Consider the following 20,089-nt stretch of genomic DNA (forward strand, 5'->3'; position numbering starts at 1 on the left):
GCCCGGGTCGTCGATGCGGCGCTCAGGACATCTTGTCGGCCGCTGCCGCATACCGGCCGCCGCCGCCCGCTTCGTCGCCTGCCGCGAGCTGTTCCAGCGCGAGCCCCTTCGTCTCGATGCCGAGCGTCCACACCGCAATGGCCGCCGCGACGAACGACAGCGCGCCGAGCGTGAACACGCCGCCCTGGCCGAACACCGGCAGCACGACGCCGACCACGTAAGGCCCGATCAGCGAGCCGACGCGCCCGATCGCCGATGCGAAGCCCGACCCCGTCGCGCGCGCACCGGTGCCGTACAGTTCGGGCGTGTACGTGTACAGCGCGGCCCACATCCCGAACAGGAAGAACTGCATCGCGAGGCCGGTGACGATCAGCAGCGTCGTGCTGCCGCCGTACAGCGCGCTCTGGCCGTATGCGTATGCCATCGCACCGCCGCCGATCAGCGACGCGATGCAGGTCGGCTTGCGCCCCCAGCGTTCGACGAGCCACGCGGCGCACAGGAAGCCCGGCACGCCGCCGAGCGAGATCAGCACCGTGTAGAACACCGATTTCGTGACCTCGAAGCCGGCTTGCTGCAGCAGCGCGCCGAGCCACGACGTGAGGCCGTAGAAGCCGAGCAGCGCGAAGAACCACAGCAGCCACACCATCACCGTGCGGCGACGATACACGCCGCTCCAGATCTCGCGCAGCGCGCCGTGGCCGCGTGCCACGACCGGTTCCGCAAGCCGCGACGGCGGCGGCAGCGTCGTGACGCCGGCCGAGCGCATCACCTTCGCCTCGATCGTGTGCATCACCGTGTCGGCTTCCGCGTGCCGGCCCGCATGCTCGAGCCAGCGCGGCGATTCGGGCACGATCCGGCGCACGACGAGCACGAACACGGCGGGAATCGCGAGCAGCGCGAACACCGTGCGCCAGCCGAACTGCGGCAGCACGAAATACGCGACGATGCCGGCCGTGATGAAGCCGAGCGGCCAGAAGCCGTCCATCAGCGCGATCAGGCGGCCGCGCTTCTCGGTCGGCACGAATTCGGACAGCAATGTTTGCGCGACCGGGAATTCCATTCCCATCCCGATCCCGAGCAGCACGCGGTAGACGATCAGCGCGTCGACGCTCTGCGCGGTCGAGCACAGGTAGGAGGCCGCGCCCCACAGCACCATGCTCCACTGGAATACCGGCCGGCGGCCGAAGCGGTCGGCGAGCAGGCCGGCGACGGCCGCGCCGAGCACCATCCCGAAGAAGCTCGCGCTCGCGACGAGGCCGGCGGCCGCGGTCGACAGGCCGAACTCCTTGCGGATCGAGCCGAGCACGAACGTCATCGTGCCGAGGTCGACCGAGTCGAAGAAGAACGCGATCGCGATGATGAAGAAGATCCGCTTGTGATAGCCGGAGAACGGCAGGCGTTCGAGCCGGGCGGCGGCGGAGGCGGGAGCGGTGGCGGCGGGCATGGCGTCCTCTGAAATGAAAAGGGGCCGCGAAGCGCGTGCTTCGCGGCCCCGATGCTTCGTCTTCAGTAGACGCGACCACAAAATGCCGCATCAGAGGAAAAGCGCCGCCTGCTTGCCCAAATGCGTCATCGGCGGCGGCACATGCCGTATCAGTTCTTCAGCTTGTAGCCGGTGCGGAACATCCACGCGACGATCGCCAGCAGGATCACGAGGAACAGCCCGGTCGCGGCGAGGCTGATCCACACGTGCACGTCGGCGAGCCCGTAGAACGACCAGCGGAAGCCGCTGACCAGGTAGACGATCGGGTTGAACAGCGTGATGACGCGCCACGCGGGCGGCAGCATGTCGACCGAGTAGAAGCTGCCGCCGAGGAACGTGAGCGGCGTGATGATCAGGAGCGGCACGAGCTGCAGCTTCTCGAAGCTGTCGGCCCAGATGCCGATCACGAAGCCGAACAGGCTGAACGTGACCGCCGTCAGCACGAGGAACAGCACCATCCAGAACGGATGCAGGATGTGCAGCGGCACGAACAGGCCGGCCGTGGCGAGGATGATCACGCCGAGCAGGATCGACTTCGACGCGGCCGCGCCCACGTACGCGATCACGATCTCCCAGTACGACACGGGCGCGGAGAGGATCTCGTAGATCGTGCCCGTGAAGCGCGGGAAGTAGATGCCGAACGATGCGTTCGAGATGCTCTGCGACAGCAGCGACAGCATCACGAGCCCCGGCACGATGAACGAGCCGTAGCCGATGCCGTTCACGTCGCTGATGCGCGAGCCGATCGCGGAGCCGAACACGACGAAATACAGCGACGTCGAGATCACCGGCGCGATGATGCTCTGCATCAGCGTGCGGCGCGTGCGGGCCATTTCGGCGCGGTAGATCGCGCGGATTCCATGCAGGTTCATGCGTCAGGCTCCTTGCTGCACGCCGTTGCGACGGTTGTCGATCAGGCTGACGAAAATGTCCTCGAGCGAGCTCTGCGTCGTATGCAGGTCGCGAAAGCCGATGCCGGCCGAGCCGAGCGCGTTGATCAGCGTCGCGATGCTCGCATCGTCGCGCTGCGAGTCGTACGTGTAGACGAGCGCTGCGCCGTCGTCCGCGCGTTCGAGGCCGAACGGCGCAAGCGCGGGCGGCACGTCCGCGAGCGGGTGCTCGAGCTGCACGGTGAGCTGCTTCTTGCCGAGCTTGCGCATCAGCTCGCGCTTCTCCTCGACGAGCACGAGTTCGCCGCCGAGGATGATGCCGATCCGGTCGGCCATTTCCTCGGCTTCCTCGATGTAGTGCGTGGTCAGCAGGATCGTCACGCCGCTTTCGCGCAGCGAATCGACGAGCTTCCACATGTCGCGGCGCAGCTCGACGTCGACGCCGGCCGTCGGCTCGTCGAGGAACAGGATGCGCGGCTCGTGCGACAGCGCCTTCGCGATCATCACGCGGCGCTTCATGCCGCCCGACAGCGTCATCAGCTTGTTGTCGCGCTTGTCCCACAGCGACAGCGCCCTGAGCGTCTTCTCGATATGCGCGGGATCGGGCGCCTTGCCGAACAGGCCGCGGCTGAACGACACGGTTGCCCAGACGGTTTCGAACGCGTCGGTCGTCAGCTCCTGCGGCACGAGGCCGATCATTTCGCGGGCCGCGCGGTAGTGATCGCGGATGTCGTGGCCGCCGACCGTCACGCGGCCTGAGGTCGGCGTGACGATGCCGCAGATCGAGCCGATCAGCGTCGTCTTGCCGGCGCCGTTCGGCCCGAGCAACGCGAAGATCTCGCCGGGGCGGATGTCGAGGGTCACGTGCTTCAGCGCCTGGAAGCCGGACGCGTAAGTCTTGGAGAGGTCGGAGACGGAAAGGATCGGTTGCATGCTCACGGATGGCACGGCCGGCCGGCGCAACGGTGTGCGCCGCGCGTGCCCGGCGCCGCCGCCGCTGCGAAGCGGCCGGGACCGGGGACGGCATGGCGAACGGGCGTCATGTCGAACGGCGTTGTGGTGCGGGATCGCGGGATCGCCATATTAGCAATCGACAGATGGAAATGCATTCTCGTGGAAAGGGCGAGCATCGCCGGTGCTGGATTGGCGCGAATTGACGGTACATCGCCCAATAACGCGGTGTTTTATTTGCGGTGTTTGAACAATGTGTGCCGTTTTATGCAAACGGGGATGCGATCGCGTGTCCGCCCGGAGGCGGCGCGGCCGGCCGGCCGACTGTGCCGCCCGAAGGCCGACGCGGCGTACCGGGACGGCGTGCGCCGCGCTCGCGATAATGCGTTTCTTTCATCGTTTACGGAGCGGAGCGCATGTCTTTGATCGATTTCAAATCCGTGGCGGCCGCTCAGGCCGTCGCGTGGAAATCCACGATCGTCGGCGAGGTCGGGCCGGCCAGGATCAAGGTGCTGCGCATGGATGCGCAGGCTTACGAAGCGGAAGTGCACGACTACAACGAGGGGCTGCTGGTGCTCGACGGCCGGATGATGCTCGAGGTCGGGGGCGAGACGGTCGTCGTCGAGGCCGGGCAAATGTACCTGGCGCTTGCCGGCACGCCTCACGCGGTGCTGCCGGGCAGCCACGGCACGCTCGCGATCGTCGACGTGTGAGGTTGCGCTGCAGCATGCAGGTGGATCGTCGAGGGCCGGCAGGCAAGGCAGAGCGCGGATCGGCCGCGGTTATTCAAACGCGTGTTACACGGGCCATGTATTTGTCTGAGCAAATAAATTGAAGGCCGTTTGAAAATCTGTCAAATCCCCGGCACGCACTGCGATTGCGCGGTTTCGGCCGTTTGGAACTCTGCATCCATTTACTTGTAGGAATCGTCCGATCATAGTCTCGTCAAACGACGCATCACGATAACGAATCAAGCGTACGGATGGAGACCAATTGATGAGACGCCTATCCGCGGGGCCAGTCGGACTGCCGTTTCCCGTTTTTTCGCTGAACGCAGGCGCGATGCAGGTCGCGTACCTGCGTTGTCATATCGCCGTGTAGCGGCGAACCACATCCCGTTTCGATTGTTCTCACGGCGCCGTGCCGCATGACGGCGCCGCGGGAGAGCGCTTGCCTGCCGCCGCGGCGCGTGCCGCATTTGCCTGACCGGCATCGCGGCAACCTGGCGCACACCGTCATGCGCCGCGCGTTCGTGCGGCGGCGCGATACCAACCGGCGGGCCATGCAGCCTGTCCGGACGAGACTTGTCGTACCCGAAAAGGAGGGGTTGATGATTTGCATTCCTGAATGGCGGAAAGCGATCCTGTCGTGCGCGGTCATCGCTTTGCCGTTCGTCGCCGGTTGCGGCGGCGGTGACGATCCGGGGCCGATCAACGTGCCGCAGTGCTCGGGGAGCGCGTGCGGGCCGAGCGGTTCCGTCACGACGCCGCCCGTCGTCACGAAGCTGTGCCCGGACGCGCTCGACTACACGACGACGTACACGGGTGGCGCAGGCAGCGGCGAGTACGTGAAGGTGAAGTTCGACACGACGAAGATGACCTACCAGATGCAGTTCATCGAATCGTCGGTGCCGACGTCGGCGGGGCAGGTCAACAATACGCGCGCAGGCCTGACGATCAGCGGCGCGTTCCATCATCCGACCACGCTCCCGACCGCCGAGCAGAACCGCTGTGCGTTCGTGCTCGACAGCGGCGCGACGAGCGACGGCGCGTATTCGGTGACGATCAACCGTGCGGATCCGCCGATGCTGTTCGTCGGCAATGGCGTGGTGGGCGGCGGGATTCCGGGGGCGACGATTGCGTTCGCCGGTATCCCGCTGCTCCCGGGCATCACGCTCGGCGTCGTACCGTCGCGCACCTTCGATTTCTATCCGTTCATCGGCTTCACCGACACCGAAACCGACTTCACGAAAGTGGCGGGCAACTACAACGAGGTCGGCATCCATCTGTCGCCGATCGGCGGTGATGGTCAGAGCCCGACCGGGCCGGTCGGCTGGGAGCCCGACGTCGTCAACTGGAATCAGACGTTCAATGCGGACGGTTCGTGTTCTATCACGCAGGGCAGCGACTACTCGTGTCAGACGACCGGGACGCCGTGGGCGCAGCGCAAGAACGCGGACGGATCGGCAGACAATGTATTCGTGAGCAATCCGGTGGGGCAGGGGTATCCGATCGCGGGGCAGGGCTCGACGCTGATCATTGCACCGAGTCAGGCGAAAGGCATCATGATCGTCGGCAGGCTGAACGGCGTACTTGTGCCGATCGTGATTCGTGTCGGCTATACGCACGTCGATACGGTCAATCTGTTCGCATCGGTCGCCGATGCCGAAGTCGGCATCTCGATGCTGGCGTCGACGAAAGCGATTGCCGCGAACTCCCTGAAGGGGGGATATATCGGTGCGACCAGCGCATCCGCATGCGGCGTTGTGACATCCAGCGGTCAGGCGAACAAGGTGACGTCGCCGGGGCCGAGCTTCAACCCGAACATGCCGCACCCAGACCTGCCCGGCGTCTTCACCAATAACACCTTCTATTCGGTAGCAGGCAGTTGCGATGACGGCACGGCCGTCTCGACGATGGCCGCGAACTATACGTCCACGCTGTTCCAGGGCAGTACCGCGGCGTTCATCGATCCGCAGACGTCGGGGGTGACCTCGCAGTTCGGGCTCGACTACACGCAGGCGACGCCCGGCAAGATCAAGGTCACGGCCACGCAGGACTTCAACGCGAAGGGCGCGAGCGGCAACGTGGCGATCTTCAAGAAGGGCGACACGGGCTGGCTCGTGACAGCCGGCAATGTCTACGCGATGGTCGTCAACAACAGCCAGGTCAACCCGTTCTTCACGGTCGGCGCGTTCGTCCAGTAACCCTGTATTGAACACGTAACACCGGCGGCGCATGCGTCGCCGCCGGCGAATCGAATTTCAAGAGGATTCCTATGAACTTGAAGCAATGGATGGCCGCGGCATCGCTCGCGCCAGTGCTGGCTGCGTGCGGCGGAGACGGCGACCCGCCGCCCGCGCCGGTGGTCCGGCTGTGCCCGCAGACGATCGACTACAACACCGTGTTCATCGGTGGGTCGGGGTCGGGCGAGCTCGTGAAGGTGCAGCTCGACACGACGAAGATGACGTACCGGATGACCTATCTCGCGTCGCCGGTGCCGACCACCACGGGCACCGTGCAGCCGACGCGCGACACGGCACCGGCGAACGTGGTCGACGGCACGCTGGCCGACGAAACGGGGCTGCCGACGGTGAAGCTGAACCAGTGCACGTTCCGGATGCAGAACGCGAGCCTCGACCCGAGCCGCCCCGCGCGGCTGTTCCTCGGCGAAGGTGTGCTGGGCGGCGCGATCCCCGGCGCGACGATCCAGTTCGACGGCGTGATCGGCGTCGGCAAGATCCCGAAGACGACGTTCCCGTACTACCCGTTCATCAGCTTCTCGTCGCTGGAAACCGACCTGACGAAGATCGCCGGCAAGTACAACCAGCTCGGCTACCACCAGGTGCCGTCGCAAAGCTTCCAGCCGGTGGCGCTCGACCAGCAGGTGACGATCAACGCGGACGGCAGCTACGTCGAGACCGACAACTTCGGCAAGAAGAACGGCGGGCAGCCGCTCGCGTCGAGCGCGACCGTGAACCAGCCGTTCACGCTGCGTCCGGATGCGCCGGCGTTCCAGTCGCTCAACTACCTGCCGCAGATTCCGCCGACGCTCGCGGCGGTCGATCCCGCGAAGGCCGGCAAGGGAATCCTGATCGTCGGCAAGCTGCGCAACCAGCTCGTGCCGATCTTCATCCGCACCGGCGCGGCGAATGCGGACCTGACGCAGGGCTCGCCGAGCGCGGACGACGAATCGGGCATCTCGTTCCTGAGCCCGCAGACGGCGATCACGCAAGGCTCGCAGAACGGCGAGTACACGGGTGTCGACAGCGCGTTCAACTACCGCGCGACCGCGCTCGTCGGCGCGCAGGCCACGCTGCTCGATCCGTTCAACGCGTCGCAGGCCGCGCTCACGCGTGCACTGAACCTCGATTTCACGCAGAAGGTGCCGGGTGTCGTCACGACCGTGCATGCGGATGCGGCATCGGGGCCGGCGACCGGCAAGTTCGTGTTCACCGGCGGCGTGTTCGGGTTCCTCGACATGAACGATACGAGCAATCCGTACTTCACGGTCGGCGCCTTCGTGCAGTGACGCAAGCCCGGATGGAGACACGGCGGCGCCGCGCGAAGGGGCGCGGCGCCCGGACAGAACGAGAAGGAGACTTCATGAAGAAGCTGATTGTCGCGGGTGTCGTCGCAGGCATATCGACGCTCGCATCGGCCCAGCAGGCGGGCGACAACGTCGCGACGCTGGGCTGGTTGCACATCATGCCGCAGGATTCGACCAACGGGCTCACGACGAATCTCGCCGGCATGCCGATCAACGGGCCGCTGCGCCTGCCCGGGTCGTTCACGTCGCCCGGCACGAGCCTGACTGTCAACAACGCCGATACGGTCGGCCTGACGCTCACGCACTTCTTCACCGACCACATCGCGGTGACGTCGGTGCTCGGCGTGCCGCCGGAGTTCACGCTGACCGGGCACGGCACGATCAAGCCGCCGGGCCCGTCCGGCGCGCTGGGCAGCGTCAACATGGACAACCCGGCCAACCAGCCGGCCGTGAAGAACGCAAGGCAGTGGAGCCCGACGATCATTCTGCAGTACTACTTCAATTCGCCGACGGCGAAGTTCCGCCCGTTCGTCGGGATCGGTGTGGCCTACAGCTGGTTCAGCAACATCGAACTGAACGGCAACTTCGCGAAAGACATCAACGAAAACCTCGGCAGCGTGCTCGCGGCGGGCGCCGGCAAGCCGGGGCCGACGTCGGTCGAGGGCAAGGCGTCGTCGTCGTTCACGCCGGTCTACAACGTGGGCGCGAGCTACGCGATCGACAAGCACTGGGGGCTGACGGCGACGCTGACGTACATGCCGCTGAAGACCTACTCGTCGCTCGTGATCAAGGCGGCGGACGGTTCGACGCTCGCCACCACGCGCACACGGTTGAAGGCGGATCCGCTGATCACGTTCGTCGGGATTTCCTACAAGTTCTGAGCCGTCCGGCGCGCATGACGCGCACCGGCGGCTTCCTGCGACCGTCGGGCCGGAACGATCCGGCCGGGCGGTCGAGTTCCTGGCGGCGTGCCGCCATTTGTGAAGAGAGGGGGCAGTTCAAATGAGCATTCGCAAAATCGTATCGCTTGTTGCTGCAGTGGCTTTCACCGCGGTTTCCGCCGCGCCTGCTTTCGCAGTCACCGTTTCGCGGGCCGATGGTCAGCCGATGAACCCGAATGGCGAGCCGTTCTCGGCGACCGGGCTCACGAACCTCAGCAAGGGCGCGATCAGCGCAGGCTGTACCGCGACGTTCAACGGCACGATCACGTCGACCGGCATCGTCAACATCACGTCGACGACGTTCTCGGGCGGCGCGACATGCTCGCTGATCAACGGCAGCGCGAGCAGCACGTCGCCGTGGACGGGGCAGGCCGACAGCACGACGCAATTGTCGATCAACAACGTGAAGGTGAACGTCACGCTGCTCGGCACCTGCGGGCCGAGCAAGGTTGTCACGACGTGGAGCGATACGAACTCTTCGCTGACGTTCAATAACGCCACGCTGACGCCGGATTGCACGGTGGGCGGCACGGTGCTGACGTCGCCGAAGTTCCACGTGCAGTAAGCGTCGCGGATCGAAGCGGGTACCCGCCGCGCGCGAGGGCCGTGCGGCAGGTGCGGCGGGTATTTGCAGCCTCGATGGGTCCATGCCGTCGTGCGCATCGGCGCGACGGCCGGATTCATTCGACAGAGCGGCCGCGTTTCTCGTGTAAGGCCGCCATATATCAAGAGAGAGGCCGTACAGATGAACATTCGTCAAATTGCATCGCTTGTTGCTGCAGTGGCATTCACCGCGGGTTCGGCCGCGCCTGCTTTTGCAGTGACCGTTTCACGCGTGGACGGCCAGCCGATGAATCCGAACGGCGAACCGTTTTCCGCGTCGGGGCTCACATCGCTCCAGAAGGGCGCGTTCAGTCCGATCAACTGTACGACGACGGTCAACGGCACCGTCACGCCGGCCGGCATCGTCAACATCACGTCGACCCAGTTCACCGGCGGCACATTGTGCGTGTTGTTCACCGGTAGCGCGAGCAGTGCGGCGCCATGGACGGGAAACGTGGACAGCACGACGCAAGTGTCGATCAACAACGTGAAGCTGGACATGCGGGTACTCGGTACTTGTGGACCGAGCAAGGTCACGGCGGCGTGGAGTGATCCGGACTCGCGCGTGACGCTCAACAACGCCGTGCTGACGCCGGATTGCACGGTGAACGGCTGGCTCGCGACGTCGCCGAAGTTCCACGTGCAGTAAGCGTCGAGAGTCGAAGCGGGGAACTCGCTGGTCACGAAGGCCGTGCGGGATGTACGCGGGTTGCCGCTTCGTCGATGCGCTCGAGCCGTCTTCCGTATCAGCGTGACGACAGGCTGGCCGCACGTATCGCGCATCCGATGCGTGTGGCGTTGCAGGATCGGTACGGCGTACCGCGCCATCCGATTCGACTGAATTACCACTATTCCAAATTGGCCAGAACTATCCCGGAAGACCCATGCTTACCGATCCAGCAAAGTATGGCGATGCCCGCGGCGCGACGCCTGACCGGCTGCGCACGGCCGCGTGGCTGCAGTACCTGATCGAATATCTCGACGCTGCCGCTTGTGTAGCGATGGCGGCTGACAGTGGCGACACGACCGTCGCCGCGTCGCAGGCGATACGGATGCGGACAGGCGCGAATCTGTCGCGTGACGCAACGGCCGTGCTTCAGGGGCTCGCGCCGTGGATCGCATCGGACGGCGGCGCCTGCGAATGCGACCTGACCGACCCGCGCGGCGCATGCTCGCATGTGCCTTCGATACGGCAACTCGCCGAAGCCGAACGCTGCTGCCCCGGCTCGCGTGCCGTGTTCGACACCGCGCACGGCGTGATCGATGCGTGCGCATTCGACGATCCCGATGTCGGCTGGGCCGCACTCGGGCGGATTTCCGGCGGTCTCGAATGCAGCGGGGGGGATGCCGGCACATGCACCGCACATGAGACGGGCGCGCAGGGCGACACGCTGCCTGCGAAGAATCCGAGAGAAAGGCTCGCCGTCATCGCGGCGGCGAGCGGAGAAACGTCGACCCTGCCGGGCGCCGTCATCGACGCGATCGTGCTGCGTGTATGCGGGCCACGTGACGATGCATCGCGTATCGACGAGATGGCTGCGCTCGTGACGTTCTCGGCCGTGCTCGCCGCCGGCGACGGGGCCTCCATCGCCGCGTATGGCGGTCAGCACAACCTCGTTGCGCGGGCGATCCGCACGCATCGCGCCGATCTGGCGTCGGTGGACGGGGTGCTCGCGGCGTTGTCCGTGTGCAGGCTGGATCGACTCGTCGGCGCGGGCAGCTTTTGGGCTTATTACCTGCTGGCGGGTATCGCGATCGCAGCGCCTGACGCCGTGCGGGAAATCGGTCGCCGTTTTCATGGCGACGAGTGGCAGGCATGCCTCGATCACGTGCTCGCGTGGCCGGCGGTCAATCGCTTCGGGCCGAAGGAGGACATCGCATTCGACCGCCTGCGTGGCGCAATGAGCCTGACATCGCGATGGAATCCGATCGTCCGCGGGAAGCGGATGCGGAAGCAGGCCGGTGTAGCGCCCTGATTCCACGAGCAAGGGGGCAAGGCCGGCTGACGCGCCAGCTTTTCCGAAGCCTCTTCCGAAGTAATCCGCAAGGATGCCAAACGATTTGTGGACGCGCATCCTGATTCGCGCGCCATGCCGGACCCCGTTCGCTCACGCGAACGGGCATCGGGAGGCAGCGCGCCGAGCCGACATGCCGTCAGCAGTCCACACTGGCCGTACACCGTACACCGTACACCGTACACCGTACACCGTACACCGTACACCGTACACCGTACACCGTACACCGTACACCGTACACCGTACACCGTACACCGTACACCGTACACCGTACACCGTACACCGCACACCGCACACCGCACACCGCACACCGCACACCGCACCATCCATCCCGCCTGCGCGCCCCGATTCCGGTGCCATCGCCCGAACGCAGTATGATTCCGCAAACGATGCCGGCGACCGCTTCGACGTCACTGCCCGCCCGCGTCGCCGAAGATCTGCCAAGCTTGCTGTAAGCCGGACGCAAACAGCCGCAGTGTGAGAGCGCCGCCGCGAACCCGCGTTCCGACCACCTTCATCGAAACGGTCAGTCAGATGTCAAAGCAAAACAAGAAAATCCTCCTCCTGAGCGTCAGCGCCGGCGCCGGCCATACCCGAGCGGCCGAAGCGATCCGCGCATTCGCCGACCACCATCCCGCCGGCATCGAAGCCACCCACCTGGACGTGATGGATTTCGTGTCCACCGGCTTCCGCAAGCTGTACACCGATCTCTACATCAAGCTCGTCAGCAGCCAGCCGGCGCTGTGGGGCTACCTGTACCAGAAGACGGACGAAGTCGATCCCGCCGCCCCGTCGCAGAAGATCCGGCGTGCGATCGAGCGGCTCAATTGCCGGGCGCTGCTCGCGGAGATCGAACGCCAGCGCCCCGACGCGATCATCTGCACGCACTTCCTGCCGGCCGAACTGCTGTCGCGCGAGATCCGCAAGGAGCGCATCGACACGCCGGTGTGGGTGCAGGTCACCGATTTCGACCTGCACAGCATGTGGGTCGTGCCGAACATGCGCGGTTATTTCGCGGCCAACGACGAGATCGCGTGGCGCATGCATGCCCGCGGCATGGCGCCTGAAACGGTGCACGTCAGCGGCATCCCGATCATGCCGGCGTTCGGTCAGCCTCTCGATCGCGCGGCCTGCGCGGCCGAGTACGGTCTCGATCCCGCGCGCCCGACCTTCCTGATGATGTCCGGCGGCGCGGGCCTCGGCGGGCTCGACGTGCTGGCGGCGCGCCTGCTCGGGATGGATGCCGACTTCCAGCTGATCGCGCTGGCCGGCAAGAACGAGGCGATGCTGGCATCGTTGCAGGAACTGGCCGCGCAACATCCGGGCCGGTTGTTTCCGCAGGGCTTCACGCAGCAGGTCGAGCGCCTGATGGCCTGCGCCGACCTCGTCATCACGAAGCCGGGCGGCCTGACGACGTCCGAATGTCTCGCGATGCAGTTGCCGATGATCGTCAACTCGCCGATTCCGGGCCAGGAAGAGCGCAATGCGGATTTCCTGCTCGAACAGGGTGTCGCGCTGAAGGCGATCGACGACGACGCGCTCGTCTACCGGATCCGCGCGCTGCTGCAGGCGCCGGAGCGTCTCGCCGACATGCGCCGCCGCCTCGCGCCGCTCGGCCGGCCGCTCGCCGGCCGCTTCGTGCTCGATCGCGTGCTGGGCCTGGAGCCTGCCGCATGAGCGGCGCGCGCTTCGTGCCGACGCGCCATACGCTGTTTGTCGTTGCATGGGTCGTGTTGCTCGCGTATTTCTTCGCGAACGTGGAGATCCAGATCGAAGGCAGCGCGGGCTGGGCGGCCAACCTGCCGACGTGGCGCATCGAGCATCACTGGCTGCTCGACATCTTCTGGGGCGGGCGGCCGATGACCGGCTACCACGCGTGGGTGTTCCCGTTCGTCGCGCTGTTCTTTCACTGGCCGGCCGTGTTCAACGGACGGTGGTCGTGGCGCATCGAAGCGCGGATCGTCGCGTGCATCATGGTGTTCTGGCTGACCGAAGATTTCCTGTGGTTCGTGCTGAATCCGGCCTACGGTCTCGCCCGTTTCAATCCGGCCAACGTGCCGTGGCATATCCATTGGTTCGGCGTGGCACCGACCGACTACTGGACGATGAGCGCCGCCGCGATCGTGCTGTTCATTCTTTCCCGCGAGCGCAAGCGCGCGTTCTACTGATCCCCGACCCGACATGAAACTCGCCTTCATTGCCGTGCTTTCCGTCACGCTCGCCGGGCTCGTGCAGCCGGCCCATGCGGACCCGGCCTCCGAGGTGTCCGCCCGGCCGAGGCCGATCAAATGGGCGCAGGGTGTGACCGATGCGCATGTGAACAACCTGCATCGGATCACGCCGACGCTGTACCGCAGTGCGCAGCTGTCGCGCGCGGATGTGCCGGAACTGCAGAAGCTCGGCATTCGCAAGGTCATCAGCTTCCGTTCGTTTCACGCGGACGACAGCATCCTGGCCGGCACGCAGATCAAGATGCAGCGCATCCGGATCAACACCTGGGACATCCGCGACGAAGACATGGTCGCGGCGCTGAAGGCGCTGCGTACGGCAGACCAGGACGGCCCGGTGCTGATCCACTGCCAGCACGGCGCCGATCGTACCGGCCTCGTGTCGGCGTTGTACCGGATGGTGTACCAGGGCTGGACGCGCGAGCAGGCGCTCGACGAGCTGCAGCATGGCGGCTACGGGTTCCATCCGATCTGGCAGAACATCACGAACTATCTGAAGCGCGTGGATGTCGAGCGGTTACGGCAGGAGGTCAATAGCGGCTGAGCCGGAAAGGAAAAACGCCGCCGACGGGGACCGTCGGCGGCGTTTCTTTTTGGGCGGCCGGGCAACACGGCCGCCGTCGTCAAACCGTCTCCGGCTGCCGCACGGCCTTCGCGACATTCCGCGCCATCGCCCCGTTCGCGACGAAGTAGGGCACGTCCACGCGAGCGAGCGGTTGCTTGCCACGAATCTTGTCCGCGATTTTCTCCGCGATCATGATCGTCGGCGCATTGAGGTTACCGGTCGTGATGATCGGCATGATCGACGCATCGACCACACGCAGCCCTTCCAGCCCGTGCACGCGGCCTTCTTCATCGACCACCGCCATATCGTCGTAACCCATCTTGCACGAGCACGACGGATGGAACGCGGTTTCCGCGCGGGCCCGCACGAACGCGTCGAGTTCCTTGTCGGTCTTGCAATCGGCGCCCGGGTTCAGCTCGCGGCCGCGATAGCGGTCGAGCGCGGGTTGCCGCATGATTTCACGCGTCGCGCGGATCGCATCGCGGAACTCGCGCCAGTCGAGCGCTTCGGCCATGTAGTTGAACAGGATGCTCGGATGCTGGTTCGGATCGCGCGAGCGCAGCTTCACGCGGCCGCGGCTCGGCGAGCGCATCGAGCCCACGTGCGCCTGGAAGCCGTGCATCTCGATCGCGTTCGAGCCGTTGTAGTTGATTGCCACCGGCAGGAAGTGGTACTGGATGTTCGGCCACAGGTCGTCGTCGCGCGTGCGGATGAAGCCGCCCGCCTCGAAGTGGTTGCTCGCGCCGAGGCCCGTACCGTTCAGCATCCATTCGAGGCCGATCTTCGGCTGGTTCCACCACTTCAGCGCCGGGTACAGGGAGACGGGTTCCTTGCACTCGTACTGGATGTACATCTCCAGGTGATCCTGCAGGTTCTGGCCGACGCCGGGCAGGTCGAGCACGACGGGAATGTCGAGTTCCTTCAGCCACGCGCCGGGGCCGACGCCCGAGCGCTGCAGCAGTTGCGGGGACGCGATCGCGCCGCTGCACACGAGCACTTCGCGGCGCGCGTGCGCGGTTGCGCGTTCGTTGCCGCGCAGGTACGTGACGCCCGATGCGCGCTTGCCGTCGAACAGGATGCGATCGGCGAGCGCATGCGTGACGATCTCGAGGTTCGGCCGTGCACGCGCCTGGTCGAGGTAGCCGCGCGCGGTGCTCGCCCGGCGGCCCTTCGGCGTGACGGTGCGGTCCATCGGGCCGAAGCCTTCCTGCTGATAGCCGTTCAGGTCGTCGGTGCGCGGATAGCCGGCCTGCACACCCGCGTCGACCATCGCCTCGAACAGCGGGTTCACGCCCGGCTTGCTGGTCGTGACCGACACGGGGCCGCTGCCGCCGTGATAGTCGTTCGGGCCGACGTCGCGCGTCTCGGCTTTCTTGAAGTACGGCAGGCAGTCGAGATACGTCCAGTTCTCGAGGCCCTTGTGCGTCGACCAGTTGTCGTAGTCGAGCGCGTTGCCGCGGATGTAGCACATCCCGTTGATCAGCGACGAGCCGCCGAGCCCCTTGCCGCGCCCGCATTCCATCCGGCGGTTGTCCATGTGCGGCTCGGGGTCGGTTTCGTACGCCCAGTTGTAGCGGCGGCCCTGCAGCGGATAGGCGAGTGCCGCCGGCATCTGCGTGCGGAAGTCGAAGCGGTAGTCGGGGCCGCCCGCTTCGAGCAGCAGCACCGTCACGTCCGGATCTTCCGTCAGGCGCGTTGCGAGCACGTTGCCCGCGGAACCCGCGCCGCAGATGATGTAGTCGTATTCGCGTGTCGTCATGACGGTCAATCTCCTTTCGTGATCCTTAAAACACCGGGTTGTAGCGGCCGAGCTCGACCTGCACCGACTTGATTCGAGTGTAGTGCTCGAGCGTCGTGATGCCGTTCTCGCGTCCGACACCGGATTGCTTGTATCCGCCAACCGGCATCTCGGCCGGCGATTCGCCCCACGTGTTGATCCAGCAGATGCCGGCTTCGAGGCGATGGATCGTGCGGTGGGCGCGCGACAGGTTCTCCGTCACCACGCCGGCTGCGAGCCCGTAGTGCGTATCGTTCGCGCGGGCGATCACTTCGTCTTCCGATTCGAAATCGAGGATGCTCATCACCGGCCCGAAGATTTCCTCGCGGACGATCTTCATGTCGTCGCGGCAATCGCCGAACACGGTCGGCGCGACGTACTGGCCGCCGCCGAAGTGGCCGTCTGTCAGGCGCGTGCCGCCGGCGAGCAGCTTCGCGCCTTCGGCCTTGCCGCTTTCGATGAAGCCGAGCACCTTGTCGAGCTGCGCAGCCGAGACGAGCGGGCCGAAATTGGTGTCGGCGTCGGTCGGCTTGCCCACGCGGATGCGCTTCACGCGTTCGAGCACCTTCTGCGTGAACGCGTCCTTGACCGAACGGTGCACGAACACGCGCGTGCCGTTCGTGCAGACCTGGCCCGAGCTGAAGAAGTTGGCAGTGACCGCGATGTCGGCCGCGCGGTCGAGATCCGCATCGTCGAACACGATCAGCGGCGACTTGCCGCCGAGCTCCATCGTCACTTCCTTCAGCGACGATGCGCCGGCCAGCGACATCACCTTCTTGCCCGTCTCGACGCCGCCGGTGAACGACACCTTCGCGATGTCCGGATGGCCCGTCAGCAGCGCGCCGACCGAGCCGTCGCCCTGCACGACGTTGAACACGCCGGCCGGCACGCCGGCTTCCGTGTAGATTTCCGCGAGCTTCAGCGCGGTGAGCGGCGTGACTTCGCTCGGCTTGAACACCATCGCGTTGCCGGCCGCGAGCGCGGGCGCCGTCTTCCAGCACGCGATCTGGATCGGGTAGTTCCATGCGCCGATGCCCGCGCACACGCCGAGCGGCTCGCGCCGCGTGTAGACGAACGATTCGGCGCGCAGCGGCACCTGCAGCCCTTCGATCGCGGTGGCGAGGCCCGCGTAGTACTCGATCACGTCCGCGCCGGTGACGATGTCGACCGCGAGCGTCTCGGCGATCGGCTTGCCCGTGTCGCGCGTTTCCAGCGCCGCGAGTTCGTCGTTGCGCTCGCGCAGCAGGTCGACCGCGCGGCGCAGGATGCGCGAGCGCTGCATCGCGGTCATCGCGGCCCATTCACGCTGGCCTTCCTGCGCGGATGCAACCGCGCGATCGACGTCGGCCGCGCTGGCCTGCTGCACCTGCGCGAGCAGTTCGCCGGTGGCGGGATCGAAGGTGTCGAAAGTCTTGCCGCTCGTGGCGTCGACGTAACCGCCACCGATGTAGAGGCGCTGCAAACCGAATACGGACATGAGGATCTCCTTGAGGGCGACTGCGTCGCGCGTCAGTCGGACGCGAGCAGCAGGTCGATGTAATCGTGGGCGAGCTTCAATGCAGCCCGGGTGTCGATCGGGCCGCCGGCGAGTGCGCCGCGCAGCCACAGGCCGTCGATCAGCGCGGCGAGGCCGCCGGCGGCCTCGCGCGCCTGCGTGCGGGGCAACGCCTTCGCGAATTCCGCGCACAGGTTCGAATGGAGGCGCCGCGTGTTGACGTGCTGCAGGCGCTTGAGCATCGGGTCGTGCATGCTCTGCGACCAGAACGCGAGCCACGTCTTCATGACGGGCGCGCTCACCTGTGTGTCGTCGAAGTTCGCGGCGGCGATCGCGCGCAGCCGCGAGCGCGGGTCCTTGCGTGCCGCCACGCGGCGGCGCGTGGTGGCCGACCACAGGTCGCGCAGCACGTGCCGCATCGTCGCTTCGAGCAGGCCGTCCTTGTCACCGAAGTAGTGGCTGACGATACCCGTCGAGATGTTCGCGCGCTGCGCGACGGACGCGAGCGTCGTGCCGGGCAGGCCCGCTTCGTCGATCGAACGCAGCGTGGCGTCGATCAACTGTGCGCGGCGAATCTCCCGCATTCCGACTTTCGGCATCGCGACTCCCTTCGCCCGGACGGGCCGTCCATGGAAGTCGAGAGCTTAGCGGTTTTTTATTGATCGTTCAATCAACAAAAAATCGGGGTCTGACGGTGATGGCGTGTGCCGGGCAGACGAAAGGGCAGTCGGCCGTGCGTTGTGCAGGTGCGGAAAAATAATCGAAAGATGGTTAAGAAAACAGAAGTTTGTTTAAAACGCTTTCTGAAGTCGGCGATCAATCCGGTTAATCGTTGCGGGTGTCGAAGCGATTACGGAATGAAAGAATATTGAGCTGTGTGATATTCGGTGAAATATGGAAGCCGGTCGAAGAAACGACGTCACGTTTCATTCATGAAAATTCGTTTTAAATAGGCGAATTAAACGGTTCAAGTTATTGAATTTAAATGAATATCTCATGGTAGGGCGGGGTTCGGCCGGCGCTCCGCAAACGATTGCGATCACCCTCGAAAGGATTCCGCTTACCATAAAAAATGGCGGAATAATTTGAAGCGGCGGTATTTCCTGACAGAGTAGAGGGTATCGTTGGAATGACTTGAGTCAGTAATATTGTCCGTATTAGTATGGCGCCGCACTACGAGGAATGAATCGATGCCGCCGGTATTGCCGCGGTGCATTGGCCAATCGCGCGATTCGGATTGCGCGCGAAAACCGGCGCAGCCATTGCGCACCTGCAGCATGCCGCGACGTCGAGACGCCGCATCCACCGGAGAACGACGATGCTGACCGAAAAACACGTGGTCCCGCTACCGAATGGTCTGAAGGTCTACGTCGAACGGAACGTGTTCGACCCGGCGTTCGACACGGCGATGCTCGTCAACGGCGCGCTCGCGACGACCGCGTCGTTCGGGCAGACCGTCCAGTATCTCGGCGAGCGGATGAACACGATCTGCTTCGATCTGCCGTACGCGGGGCAGTCGCGCCAGCACAACCCGGGCTGCTTCATCCTGACGAAAGACGACGAAGCCGCGATCCTGCAGTACCTGGTCGAGCGTTTCGCGCCGGCCTACCTCGTGTCGGTGTCGTGGGGCGGCGTGGCGTCGCTGTTCGCGCTCGCACGCGGCTGCCCGAGCGTGCGGCGCGCGGCGATCTGCTCGTTCTCGCCGTTCCTGAACGACGCGATGGTCGACTACGTGACGCGCGCCCGCGACCACATCGCGGCCGGCGAGAACCTGAAGGCCGCGCAGTTGCTGAACGACACCGTCGGCCGCTACCTGCCGCGCATCATGAAGCTGTACAACTACCGCTATCTCACGCGCCTGCCGCGCGACGAGCAGGACCAGGTCGCGTTCCACGTCGACCAGATCCTGTCGCTGCAGCCCGAGCGCTACCTCAGCGAGTTCTCGAACATCGGCTGCGAGCTCCTGTTCCTGAACGGCGAGCGTGACGAATACACGACGCCCGCCGACGTGCGCCAGCTCGGCGCGCATGTGCCGCGCGCGCGGTTCGCGACGGTGCCGGACGCCGGCCACTTCCTCGACATCGAAGGCCGCGCGCAGCGCGAATACACGCGTGCGGCGCTGCTCGACTTTTTCTGCGGCGAGTCGTCGCTCGCCGCCGGCATCGCGCTCGCCGCCGCGCAGGCGTGCGTGCCCGCGCCGATGCACGCGCTGTCGTCGTGACGCCGCGCGCCGTGCGTCCGGTACGCAGCGCGCATCCGAATTCCCATCCCAACGAGGCAGGCCAGCCGTGAATATCGTTCAGACCATCGCCGTCGTCGTTCCGTGGGCCGCGTGGCTCGCCTACTGGATCGCCACTTCGCAAGGCGTGAAGGCGACCGTGCGCAAGGAAGCGTCGCGCTCGCGCACGCTGCAGTCGATTCCGCTGATCGTCGGCGGCGCGCTGATCATCCTGCCCGATCCGTCGTGGCAGGCACTCGTGCCCGACTGGCAGCGTTTCGGCCTGCAGGCGCAGTGCGGGCTCGCGGTGCTGGTCGCGGGCCTGCTGTTCTCGGTGTGGGCGCGGCTGCATCTCGGCACGAACTGGAGCGTGTCGGTCACGCTGAAGGAAGACCATGAACTCGTGCGCACCGGGCCGTACGCGCTCGTGCGTCACCCGATCTATACGGGCTGCCTGATCGCGCTCGTCGGCGCCGCGCTGATCGGCGGCGAATGGCGCGGCGCGATCGGCGTGCTGCTCGTGTTCGCGTCGCTCGCGTACAAGGTGCGCGTCGAGGAAAGCTGGCTGACCGGGTATTTCGGGCCGGCATACACGCAGTATCGCCGCGAGGTCGCGGCGCTGATTCCCGGCTTCTACTGATCCCCGCGAGGCGC

The 20,089-nt window shown here is 65.6% G+C and carries 19 protein-coding genes; 12 read left to right on the forward strand and 7 right to left on the reverse strand.

What is annotated here, in order from left to right:
- Positions 1 to 22: 22 nt before the first annotated feature.
- The 3 genes from E9536_RS17895 to E9536_RS17905 form a co-directional block, all read right to left on the reverse strand.
- Positions 23 to 1,444: an MFS transporter gene (locus tag E9536_RS17895; RefSeq protein ID WP_059698476.1), complete on the reverse strand. Its 1,422-nt coding sequence runs from the start codon at positions 1,442 to 1,444 to the stop codon at positions 23 to 25.
- A gap of 149 nt (positions 1,445 to 1,593) precedes the next feature.
- Positions 1,594 to 2,355, reverse strand: a complete 762-nt coding sequence (locus E9536_RS17900) for an ABC transporter permease (protein WP_021160316.1) — start codon at positions 2,353 to 2,355, stop codon at positions 1,594 to 1,596.
- 3 nt (positions 2,356 to 2,358) lie between these two features.
- A complete protein-coding gene (locus tag E9536_RS17905) occupies positions 2,359 to 3,306 on the reverse strand; it encodes an ABC transporter ATP-binding protein (protein WP_027789763.1) in 948 nt (315 codons plus the stop codon).
- Positions 3,307 to 3,740: 434 nt separating this feature from the next.
- Between E9536_RS17905 and E9536_RS17915 the strand changes: the two genes are divergently transcribed.
- From E9536_RS17915 to E9536_RS17960, 10 genes are all read left to right on the forward strand, one after another.
- On the forward strand, positions 3,741 to 4,037 hold the full coding sequence (locus E9536_RS17915) for a cupin domain-containing protein (RefSeq protein ID WP_021160319.1): 297 nt from the start codon (positions 3,741 to 3,743) through the stop codon (positions 4,035 to 4,037).
- 617 nt (positions 4,038 to 4,654) lie between these two features.
- Entirely contained in the window at positions 4,655 to 6,250 is a 1,596-nt protein-coding gene (locus E9536_RS17920; RefSeq protein WP_059589851.1) for a DUF2957 domain-containing protein, read from the forward strand.
- Positions 6,251 to 6,321: 71 nt separating this feature from the next.
- Positions 6,322 to 7,575, forward strand: coding sequence for a DUF2957 domain-containing protein (locus E9536_RS17925; RefSeq protein ID WP_048026403.1), 1,254 nt, complete (start codon positions 6,322 to 6,324; stop codon positions 7,573 to 7,575).
- A 74-nt stretch (positions 7,576 to 7,649) separates the two neighbouring features.
- Entirely contained in the window at positions 7,650 to 8,474 is an 825-nt protein-coding gene (locus E9536_RS17930) for an OmpW family outer membrane protein (RefSeq protein WP_027789759.1), read from the forward strand.
- A gap of 121 nt (positions 8,475 to 8,595) precedes the next feature.
- Positions 8,596 to 9,099, forward strand: a complete 504-nt coding sequence (locus E9536_RS17935; RefSeq protein WP_021160324.1) for a hypothetical protein — start codon at positions 8,596 to 8,598, stop codon at positions 9,097 to 9,099.
- Positions 9,100 to 9,279: 180 nt separating this feature from the next.
- Positions 9,280 to 9,786 carry an activator protein gene (locus tag E9536_RS41445; protein ID WP_168799538.1) on the forward strand — a complete coding sequence of 169 codons (507 nt, stop codon included), beginning with the start codon at positions 9,280 to 9,282 and terminating at the stop codon, positions 9,784 to 9,786.
- A gap of 235 nt (positions 9,787 to 10,021) precedes the next feature.
- Positions 10,022 to 11,113, forward strand: coding sequence for a hypothetical protein (locus E9536_RS17945; protein ID WP_136470316.1), 1,092 nt, complete (start codon positions 10,022 to 10,024; stop codon positions 11,111 to 11,113).
- 573 nt (positions 11,114 to 11,686) lie between these two features.
- Entirely contained in the window at positions 11,687 to 12,829 is a 1,143-nt protein-coding gene (locus E9536_RS17950) for a glycosyltransferase (RefSeq protein WP_136470317.1), read from the forward strand.
- Positions 12,826 to 13,320 carry a hypothetical protein gene (locus tag E9536_RS17955; protein WP_059525169.1) on the forward strand — a complete coding sequence of 165 codons (495 nt, stop codon included), beginning with the start codon at positions 12,826 to 12,828 and terminating at the stop codon, positions 13,318 to 13,320. The genes E9536_RS17950 and E9536_RS17955 overlap by 4 nt, the downstream gene beginning before the upstream one ends.
- 13 nt (positions 13,321 to 13,333) lie before the next feature.
- The gene (locus E9536_RS17960) at positions 13,334 to 13,924 is read left to right on the forward strand and encodes a dual specificity protein phosphatase family protein (protein WP_060173711.1); all 591 of its coding nucleotides are present in this window, start codon (positions 13,334 to 13,336) and stop codon (positions 13,922 to 13,924) included.
- Positions 13,925 to 14,003: 79 nt separating this feature from the next.
- Here the strand turns inward: E9536_RS17960 and betA are convergent, their stop codons facing one another.
- The 4 genes from betA to E9536_RS41450 all read right to left on the reverse strand — a co-directional run bounded on the left by betA (position 14,004) and on the right by E9536_RS41450 (position 18,496).
- Positions 14,004 to 15,704: a choline dehydrogenase gene (betA, locus tag E9536_RS17965; RefSeq protein ID WP_027789749.1), complete on the reverse strand. Its 1,701-nt coding sequence runs from the start codon at positions 15,702 to 15,704 to the stop codon at positions 14,004 to 14,006.
- Positions 15,705 to 15,729: 25 nt separating this feature from the next.
- Complete coding sequence (gene betB, locus E9536_RS17970; protein ID WP_027789748.1) at positions 15,730 to 17,199, reverse strand: betaine-aldehyde dehydrogenase; 1,470 nt, start codon at positions 17,197 to 17,199, stop codon at positions 15,730 to 15,732.
- 32 nt (positions 17,200 to 17,231) lie between these two features.
- Positions 17,232 to 17,816 (reverse strand): transcriptional regulator BetI, encoded by a 585-nt coding sequence (gene betI / locus E9536_RS17975; RefSeq protein WP_060197307.1) that lies wholly within the window; start codon positions 17,814 to 17,816, stop codon positions 17,232 to 17,234.
- Between the two features lie 461 nt (positions 17,817 to 18,277).
- Positions 18,278 to 18,496, reverse strand: coding sequence for a hypothetical protein (locus tag E9536_RS41450; RefSeq protein ID WP_162923050.1), 219 nt, complete (start codon positions 18,494 to 18,496; stop codon positions 18,278 to 18,280).
- Positions 18,497 to 18,535: 39 nt separating this feature from the next.
- Here E9536_RS41450 and E9536_RS17980 point away from each other — a divergent pair, with 39 nt between their 5' ends.
- Complete coding sequence (locus tag E9536_RS17980; protein ID WP_027789746.1) at positions 18,536 to 19,438, forward strand: alpha/beta hydrolase; 903 nt, start codon at positions 18,536 to 18,538, stop codon at positions 19,436 to 19,438.
- Positions 19,439 to 19,505: 67 nt separating this feature from the next.
- The gene (locus E9536_RS17985) at positions 19,506 to 20,075 is read left to right on the forward strand and encodes an isoprenylcysteine carboxylmethyltransferase family protein (protein ID WP_136470318.1); all 570 of its coding nucleotides are present in this window, start codon (positions 19,506 to 19,508) and stop codon (positions 20,073 to 20,075) included.
- The last annotated feature ends 14 nt before the right edge of the window (positions 20,076 to 20,089 follow it).

It is taken from the genome of Burkholderia sp. LS-044, from assembly GCF_004803625.1.
In the GTDB taxonomy this organism is placed as follows: domain Bacteria; phylum Pseudomonadota; class Gammaproteobacteria; order Burkholderiales; family Burkholderiaceae; genus Burkholderia; species Burkholderia cepacia.